Source organism: Kamptonema sp. UHCC 0994, assembly GCF_029167235.1.
In the GTDB taxonomy this organism is placed as follows: domain Bacteria; phylum Cyanobacteriota; class Cyanobacteriia; order Cyanobacteriales; family Microcoleaceae; genus Kamptonema.
Map to the genome: position 1 here is coordinate 45,892 of NZ_JARFTR010000272.1, position 8,396 is coordinate 54,287.

Below are 8,396 nucleotides of genomic sequence, written 5' to 3' on the forward strand. Positions count from 1 at the left end.
GACGCGATCTGCACCCTAGGGGATAGTATAAATCCTAATTCTTCTCTTTGTTTAGAATGACATATTTAAAAGCTAATTGCTATGAGGGACGCGGGTAGTTTTGTAGATATTGACAAAAACTTGCTTTAATGGTAGGGGTAGATGGTTGAAGTTATAACAGAAAGAAAAGGAGGATTTACTGATCTAGGAGAGAAGGAACCAGGAAAAAGGAAAATGCAACCCCCAGACAATTAAAATTAAAGTATTGACCAATATTGACGCGAGACAAGAGAATTCATGGACATAATCGAATTTTTTGAGCAAAGTGCAGGCAAATGGTTTTCCCAGCGCACTCTTCACAATCTGACTTCCGGGAAATTGCAGGCGGGCAAATCCGAGCTCAAGATTGAGATCCTACCGACAAGCGATCCCGCTGTCATCAAACTTTGCTCTGAACACTCGCTTAACCCAGCTTCAGCGCCGTTAGCAGGGGTTCGCATTACCTGGAATCCGCTCGCAGATAAAAATCAAAAGAATGGCTCTACAGTTCTAGTACCGATTCCCAATTCCGAGAACCCCAAAACAGGTAAATTGTTACAAAGTACAGGCCCCGCCTCTAAAACCTCGTCAGGGAAACTCGCCGCAAGCATCACCACTCGCTACATTATAGGCGAAGACGATGTGCTAACACTAATTGGTGAATCAGAAGGTTTCTATGCTGAGGAACGTCTGTGGTATCTCATTCCTAATCTGCGGATACGCACCAGTGTTGTCACAGAGCCTTCTGGGATGACTGTAGCATCTTTTTGTTCCGAAATTCGGATGGGTGTAACTCAGCCGGCGGCGGAGACTGCAAGTGCAGAAACTCGAAGCTGAATTAAGGTTTTGTTTTTTTATTCTTTTGAAATGAAAAATGCTCTATGCAAATTCCCCGCCTCCATCCCGATACAATTGAGGAAGTCAAACAAAGGGCTGACATAGTAGATGTCATTTCCACTCACGTTGTACTCCGAAAAAGAGGCAAAGATTTCGTAGGTTTATGTCCATTTCACGATGAAAAATCCCCTAGTTTTACTGTTAGTCCAAGCAAGCAGATGTTTTATTGTTTCGGCTGCGGTGCAGGGGGAAATGCCTTTAAATTTTTGATGGAATTTGGCAAGCGCTCTTTCAGTGATGTAGTCTTAGAATTAGCCAGACAACATCAGGTTCCAGTACAAACCTTGGAACCGGAACAGCGGCAAGAATTGCAACGCCAAATTTCTTTGCGAGAACAATTGTATGAAATTTTGGCTTTAGCTTCGAGTTTTTACGAGCACGCTTTGCGACAGTCGCAAGGACAGAAAGCCTTAGAATATCTGCAAGTTGAGCGCAAGTTGAGTGAAGAAACTATCCAACAATTTCAATTAGGATATGCGCCGTCTGGTTGGGAAGCTCTTTACAGTTATTTGGTGGAACAAAAACATTATCCTTTGCAGTTAGTAGAGCAAGCTGGATTAATTTTACCACGAAAATCGGGGGGGAATGGTTATTATGATAGATTTCGCGATCGCCTGATGATTCCCATCTGCGATCTGCAAGGGCGAACGATTGGTTTTGGCGGTCGAACTCTGACTGACGAACAGCCGAAATATCTCAATTCTCCCGAAACTGAGTTATTCGATAAAGGCAAAACTTTATATGCTTTGGATAAGGCTAAGACTGCTATTAGCAAACAAGATCGAGCAGTAGTAGTAGAGGGATATTTTGATGCGATCGCACTCCACGCAGCAGGCATTTCTAATGCTGTAGCCTCCCTGGGTACAGCATTAAGCTTAGACCAAGTGCGGCAACTTTTGCGCTATACTGAATCTAAGCAAATTGTGCTTAACTTTGATGCGGATAAGGCGGGTACTCAAGCGGCGGAACGAGCAATTGGAGAAATAGAAAAACTTGCTTATCGGGGAGAAGTACAACTGCGGATTCTCAATATTCCCGATGGCAAAGATGCAGATGAATTTCTCAAAACTTATTCGGCTGATAAGTATAGCGAACTGCTGCTAAATGCACCACTGTGGCTCGATTGGCAAATTCAAAATCTCCTCATTAACTGCGATTTGAAACAAGCCGACCAGTACGGCAAAGTTACTCAAGAAATGGTAAAGTTATTAACTAAAATTACCGATGATAATCAACTAGCTCATTATAATTACGAATGCGCTCAAATTCTCAGTAAAGGAGATGCAACAAGAGTAAAATTCTTGGCAGAAACTCTGCTAAATCAGGTGGTAGCCTATTGGGCAAAATTACTAAATCAAGATGAATCTTTAGCATTACCACCGTTAATTAGAAATAAGCTCAAGGGAAGTCGGCAAATCAGGTCGCGCCGCGCTGCAAGTGAGAATAAATCCTCAACTGAAGCTTTGTCTCAACCGCGAGAACGTAGCGTTTTAGAACAACCAGAGGCTTTTTTGTTGCGTATTTATATCCACTCTTCCGAACATCGTCAAGCTGTAATAGAAGCCATAGAAGCGCGAGGTTTACAGTTTAGTATGTCTCACCATCGATTTTTGTGGCTCCAGCTTTTGAATTTAAAAATGTTGGATGAAAATTCTTTACAGGCAGACGCATCTGTGTTAATATCAAAGTTACAAAATAATTATTTAGAATTTCCAACGCAACTACAGCAAATTTCTCACCTGTTTCATTTAGATGAAATGTCAGAGAAACACATTCTCCGACCTCCCTTGGCAATTCGAGCTGCGATTGCTTATATCGAGCAAATCACTACTCAAAAACGCCGTGTTGCTGCTTTGAATATGTGGGAAAAAACAGATGCAATTGCCCATCGCGAACAGGCGGATAGATATTATCAACAGTTTTGGGCAGAACAAGAATGGATTAAAGAATTAGAGCGGCTGCGACAAGTTAATTTTTATGATTTAGTATCAGTTCCTTGGATAGTATAATAATATATAATTACAATATTGAGCCTAAATCTTCATTAGTTAATGTAAGTTTTAGCCCTGATGGTAAAGCGATCGCTGATCTCAAAGATGGTAAAGGATATGCTTGGAATTTCTTAGATTTAGATGAACTGCTAGAACAAGCCTGCGATAAGGCCGGCAATTATTTGAAGAATAACCCCAGTGTAAAAGAGGATAAACATCTTTGTGATGATGTCAGGGTGCGATCGCAGCCAATAAATTCTACACAGAAATGATTGATACCGCTTTAATATTAGGAAGCTTCATATCCCAAACTCCATCGTAGCAAAGCTTTCCGGGTCTGTTGCTGCGTGCCACGATGTTTTTTGTTCTTGATTATCTGTCAATTTTCTCCTAGTGGTTAGGTCGGCGCTGCGATGCCTACGGCGCGGCGCTTCGCCATCGCATCGCCGCAATTTTTCAATCAACCGTTTGGGGCAAGCCGGTGCGAAAAATCTGTTCTGCCGTCAGTTGCAATTCTGGAAATGCAGCCGATTCAATCCGGTCATCACCTCTAAACTGTTTGACCTGATACTCCCCATCAACCAGTTGGCAAACTGAGAAAGTGGGTTGTTTGGGATTGCCGATAAACCGTCTGCCACCTAAGCCAAGATAGTCAACAATCCAGTATTCGGGAATGCCAATGAGTTCGTACTCCCCCGCTTTCATCAGATAATCATCTTGCCAGTTCGTGCTTACGACCTCTACAGCTAGTCGCACGGTCGCCCCCATTGTGATGATAGATTCTTTTTTCCAGCGCGGTTCGTTTGCGAGTTGCGCTCGGTCTAGGACAATTACATCGGGCTGATAACCTGATTCGTTGCGCTCTGGTTTAAGTAGGCAGTCACCAGGAATGGAGTAAGGCAATTCGCGACGGTCAATTTCAACTCCTAATTTTAAGGTAATGAAGCCTGTAACGTCGGAATGGTCGCCAGTTCCTAAAGGCATTTCAATGATTACTCCGTTACGTAATTCGTATTTGTGGGTAGAGTTCTCTGGATACCAGTCAACGAACTCATCAAACGTGACTGTTTTGGCTTTTGTGTGGGATTGAATCATGGTTTCTCCTTTACTCTTCAGTTGCTAGACATCAAACGATAATTTGCTAACTTTGCGATCTCGTTTCTTCTAGTTCGACTCACGGAAGAGGCAAGCCGGCGCAAAAAATCTGTTCTGCTGTTAATTGCAATTCTGGAAATGCAGCCGATTCAACCCGGTCATCACCTCTAAACTGTTTGACCTGATACTCCCCATCAACCAGTTGGCAAACTGAGAAAGTGGGTTGTTTGGGATTGCCGATAAACCGTCTGCCACCCAAACCCCGATAGTCCACAATCCAGTATTCGGGAATCCCCATTTCTTCATAATCCCTAGCTTTTGTGAAGTAGTCATCACGCCAATTGGTACTGACTATTTCCACAATCAAACGAACTGACGAACCTATTGTAATGACGGATTCTTTTGACCAACGCGGTTCGTTGGCTACAGCTTGCCTATCCAAAACGATAACATCTGGTTCGTAACCAGATTCATCGCGAAAGTGCTTGACTACGCATTCCTTGGGAAGAAAGTAAGGAAGTTTATTGCTGCGACAAAGAAGAGTTAACTCAAAACTGAGATAACCGCCAAGTTCTGAATGTTCGCCTGTTGGTTTTGGCATTTCAACAATTACTCCTTTGTGTAGTTCGTATTTGTGGGCAGAGTTCTCTGGATACCAGGCAACGAACTGATCAAACGTGACTGTTGTGGCTATAGTTTGGGCTTGAGTCATGGTGTTTACCTTGCTAGAAATCTACGTCCGACGCTTGAGGGATTCAAGAGTGATAAAAGCCTTGCTGGGTAAATGTTATACGCCCGATCCTCTGCGAATCACTACCGGAGAGTCCAATGATACCCGAACATATCAATCACAAGTACGTAGCCGATCGCATTGTTACTCTTCCCCAATTCTTCCCCAATTCTTCCCCAATTTTCCCCATAAGATATAACAAAACAAGCTAAGATAACTTGTTATATCTTCTCTAACTATTAGTTTGAATTGAACGGAGAGGGTGGGATTTGAACCCACGTTAGGTCGCCCTAAAGTAGATTTCGAGTCTACCGCATTCAACCGCTCTGCCACCTCTCCAAGGCTTTTGAGTTCTTAATTTAAGATCATAAACTATTATACCGCTATTGCAGGCGATTTGCAAATCTTTTTGTAAATCCTCTGGGAAAAACAGGATTAATCCTTCTCTGGACAAACTTAACTTAACTTCCAATCCCTTGCTCAAAGCAAGGATGCGTCTGCGCCGTCAGAGTCCAGGGTTGTCTTAAACCCCTGTGCCGGTGTCCAAACGAGAGCACCATCTCGTCCTGTCCAGAATATCTTGGTATTAGCTTGGTGTAACCGCGTTGCTGCGTCTGAATCGAGGGAATTGGCGGATGCGATCGCAACTTGCGGTTTGATCGCCTGCAATAACTCAGCAGTTAAAGTTTCTCCCGACCACCAAAGCACTTGAGCTGGCTTCAAATTTCCGCTTGCAACTAATCTTTTTTGAGGTTCGGATTCGATGTCTCCTACTAATAGCCACGTTTGCCCATTAATTACTAATTCTATCACGGGTGCTTCAGCATTGAGTAACTGTAATTCTGCGGAACCGATGTTAATTTTATGATTAATTTGTAAAGGTAAGTAAACTCCTTGACGATTTTGTATAGCGCTGAGAAATGGTTGATTATTTGTGTAATAAGTTTCTTGGGGAGCTGGATTATCATAAAATGTTTTAATGGGCAAACGTTCGATTAATTTTGACCAACCACTGCTCAAGCCTAAATGGGAATTAGCTGCGATCGCGAAATTAACTTGATTAATACCTTGTTGTTGCAAAAATGGTAGGACTGTAAATCTTACTGTATTTTCATCACCGCTGTTAATTAGGGTGACTTGCCCCCGATCTTGAATCACTAAAACAGGCTCTCCAGATGTCGCTAGCACTGTTGCTTGAAATAGAGATGCCTGAGTTTGCCAAGTAGGAAGAATTACTATCCCAATAGCCGTAAGAATAGCAAAAGGTAAAAACGGGATAGCAGGGAAGCGGGGGGACGAAGGAGCAGGGGAGATTTTCTCTTCCTTCTTCCCTTTTCCCTTCTTCCTTCTTCCTTCTTCCTTCTTCCTTCTTCCTTCTTCCTTCTTCCTTCTTCCTTCTTCTTTCCTGCTTCCAAAAAACCAAACTAAGCCTATTATTCCATAGAGTGCTATCAACTGTAATTCTGACAGAGTGCCTACGGCTACCGAGTTTCCTGGTAATTGGGAGAAATATTGAGCAACCTCAATTAACCCTTTTGCTGGATAGTGCAGCAATGAAGCTAAAGCACTTCCTGCTGGCGGCCAAATTAATGCCGCCAAAGCACTAATCATACCGCCAATACTAACTATCCATAGCAAAGGAGCGGCAATAATATTGACTAAAATGCTGTAAGGTGATACAACATTAAAAATATAAAGTTGTAGGGGCAATACCCAAATTGAGCAGGCGATAGGAACGGCAATTATAGAAGCAATGGCAGGCGGTAGCCAATCCAACCATTTCATAATTGCCGGAGCAGTAACTAACAATCCCAAGGTTGCTAAAAAACTTAGTTGAAAGCCTAAATCCCAAATCCATAAAGGATTAATTAATAGTAGAATTGTAGCAGCTAATAATAACAAACCGATGGGCTTTACTTGCCTTTGAATTACCAAGGCTAATAAAGTTCCAAATCCCATTAAAGCGGCACGACTTACTGAAGGTTCTAAACCTGTTAATCCCACTAACAACAGTAAAGCGCCGACACCACAAATAAATTGTATTTGTTTGGAAAAACGCCTGGTTAAACTCAGTACCAAAGCCAAAACCATAGAGACTTGAGTACCAGAAGCGGCGATCGCGTGGGCTAACCCAACTTGTACGAAATAGTCGCGGATGTCGTAAGCTAAATCTACGGCTTGTTTGCCGAGGGCGATCGCGCTGACTAGAGGGCCTTCGGGTACGCCGAGATGGAGTAGCTGCGATCGCACGATTCGCTGCCGTAAAGCCCACCATCCCCACTTGCTTTGTGTTTCTGCGATCGCGATCGTTTGTCGCCCTTTAAGGCCCGCAAAAGCCCCTTCTCTTGCTAAATACGATCGAAAATCAAAGGCTCCCGGATTCGATGGCGGTTGCGGTTTATATAGAGCGCCGGTGACTTCGATCGCATCTCCGGGGTAAACTCCTGTTGTCTGAAGCAAAGGCACTGTAACGTAGAGTTGGCCGCTCGCGGGGCGATTTACCTCTGCGGCTCCTTTGCTACCGTTGATTTCGCTGACTTGAGTGGTTTCTAGCCAGAATTGCGATCGCCCGGAGCGAGTCAGGCGGGGGGTGCTGGCAACTGTGCCGCGAATAGTAACGACTACCTCTTCAGCATTACTATTAGCAGGAATTAAATTGCTGATGTCATCAGTTGCAGGTTTTGGCAGGCGCACTTGTAAATAAATACTAGCTAGAAACCCGATAATTCCTGCTATCAACCACAGCCATTTAGGAAAAACAAATAATGAGGGGGGATTATCTATTGCGCCTTTAGTTTTTTGTTTTCTGGTTGAATTTTTATAATAATCTCGCAATAATTTAGGCACAGCAAAAGTTGCCGCTACGCCCAAAGCTAGCATCAAGAATCCACCCCAAGGAATTGCTGTAAACAGTAACCCCAAAATGTAGGCTAAACATATAATAACACCGACTACTTGATTCATATAATTAGTAATTGGTAATTAGTAATTGGTAATTGGTAATTGCTAATTGGTAATTGTTAGTTGAAATCGGCAACCAACAACTAACAACCCACAACTAACAATTAACAAACTAAATAGACAAACCGAGATTTAAACCAAACGCTGCATGGACTAACATAAGAGCAAGCGCCGTAGTTCCTAAATAAGCATGAACAGCACGGAGAGTTACTTGATTTCCACCGAAATTTGTTAAAGAAATCACGGCATTAATAGCTAGTAAAATCAGCACAACTGAACCCGTCCAAAAATGGGGGCTTTCCATTACTGGCTGATGCTGCATCACCAGCGAAAGCAAGCCCCCAGTATAGCCTAAAGCCATGAACAAAAACATCCAAGGTGCAAGTTTGCGGTGATCCGAGCGGCTTTTAATCGCCACATCTTTATCAGCAACCAATCTTCCTCGCCATCCTGAAAATCCGACATAACTACCCATAACAAACACAACGATACCCATCATCAGCGGATGTCCCCAATGGGTAACAGGTTCAGGAATTCCTAGGCTGCGGAATTGGCTGGCGATTGGTTCTAAAAGTTCACTCAGATTCACGATTTGCTCGACACTCCATAACTTAGCTATTCTGAAATATTTTACAGCTAATGGTCTATTAGTTCAAGCAGTTTAAGACTTTTGTAACGCCGCCCTCCGGGCGGTAAAAATACCG

Annotated in this window: 7 protein-coding genes and 1 tRNA gene; 3 read left to right on the forward strand and 5 right to left on the reverse strand. The window is 43.1% G+C overall.

Translation table 11 applies throughout. The annotated features are described in order from the left end of the window. The first annotated feature begins 276 nt into the window (after positions 1-276). The 3 genes from PY364_RS24070 to PY364_RS24080 are packed head-to-tail and all read left to right on the forward strand — an operon-like array spanning position 277 to position 3,178. On the forward strand, positions 277-855 hold the full coding sequence (locus tag PY364_RS24070) for a phycobiliprotein lyase (protein ID WP_275570236.1): 579 nt from the start codon (positions 277-279) through the stop codon (positions 853-855). Between the two features lie 44 nt (positions 856-899). Next, a complete protein-coding gene (gene dnaG / locus PY364_RS24075) occupies positions 900-2,924 on the forward strand; it encodes a DNA primase (RefSeq protein ID WP_275570237.1) in 2,025 nt (674 codons plus the stop codon). Next, positions 2,912-3,178, forward strand: coding sequence for a hypothetical protein (locus tag PY364_RS24080; protein WP_275570238.1), 267 nt, complete (start codon positions 2,912-2,914; stop codon positions 3,176-3,178). The genes dnaG and PY364_RS24080 overlap by 13 nt, the downstream gene beginning before the upstream one ends. A gap of 184 nt (positions 3,179-3,362) precedes the next feature. Here the strand turns inward: PY364_RS24080 and PY364_RS24085 are convergent, their stop codons facing one another. From PY364_RS24085 to PY364_RS24105, 5 genes are all read right to left on the reverse strand, one after another. Further along, positions 3,363-4,001, reverse strand: a complete 639-nt coding sequence (locus PY364_RS24085; protein ID WP_275570239.1) for a Uma2 family endonuclease — start codon at positions 3,999-4,001, stop codon at positions 3,363-3,365. Between the two features lie 79 nt (positions 4,002-4,080). Next, positions 4,081-4,713 (reverse strand): Uma2 family endonuclease, encoded by a 633-nt coding sequence (locus PY364_RS24090; protein ID WP_275570240.1) that lies wholly within the window; start codon positions 4,711-4,713, stop codon positions 4,081-4,083. Between the two features lie 272 nt (positions 4,714-4,985). Beyond that, positions 4,986-5,070, reverse strand: a tRNA-Ser gene (locus PY364_RS24095). A 141-nt stretch (positions 5,071-5,211) separates the two neighbouring features. Continuing rightward, positions 5,212-7,695 carry a ComEC/Rec2 family competence protein gene (locus PY364_RS24100; protein ID WP_275570241.1) on the reverse strand — a complete coding sequence of 828 codons (2,484 nt, stop codon included), beginning with the start codon at positions 7,693-7,695 and terminating at the stop codon, positions 5,212-5,214. 109 nt (positions 7,696-7,804) lie between these two features. Then, complete coding sequence (locus PY364_RS24105) at positions 7,805-8,284, reverse strand: DUF4079 domain-containing protein (RefSeq protein ID WP_026103613.1); 480 nt, start codon at positions 8,282-8,284, stop codon at positions 7,805-7,807. Positions 8,285-8,396 lie beyond the last annotated feature (112 nt).

Coding starts and splice junctions, on each gene's coding strand:
- PY364_RS24085 (WP_275570239.1), bottom strand. CDS start 4,001: ATGATTCAATCCCACACAAAAGCCAAAACAGTCACGTTTGATGAGTTC.
- PY364_RS24070 (WP_275570236.1), top strand. CDS start 277: ATGGACATAATCGAATTTTTTGAGCAAAGTGCAGGCAAATGGTTTTCC.
- PY364_RS24100 (WP_275570241.1), bottom strand. CDS start 7,695: ATGAATCAAGTAGTCGGTGTTATTATATGTTTAGCCTACATTTTGGGG.
- PY364_RS24090 (WP_275570240.1), bottom strand. CDS start 4,713: ATGACTCAAGCCCAAACTATAGCCACAACAGTCACGTTTGATCAGTTC.
- dnaG (WP_275570237.1), top strand. CDS start 900: ATGCAAATTCCCCGCCTCCATCCCGATACAATTGAGGAAGTCAAACAA.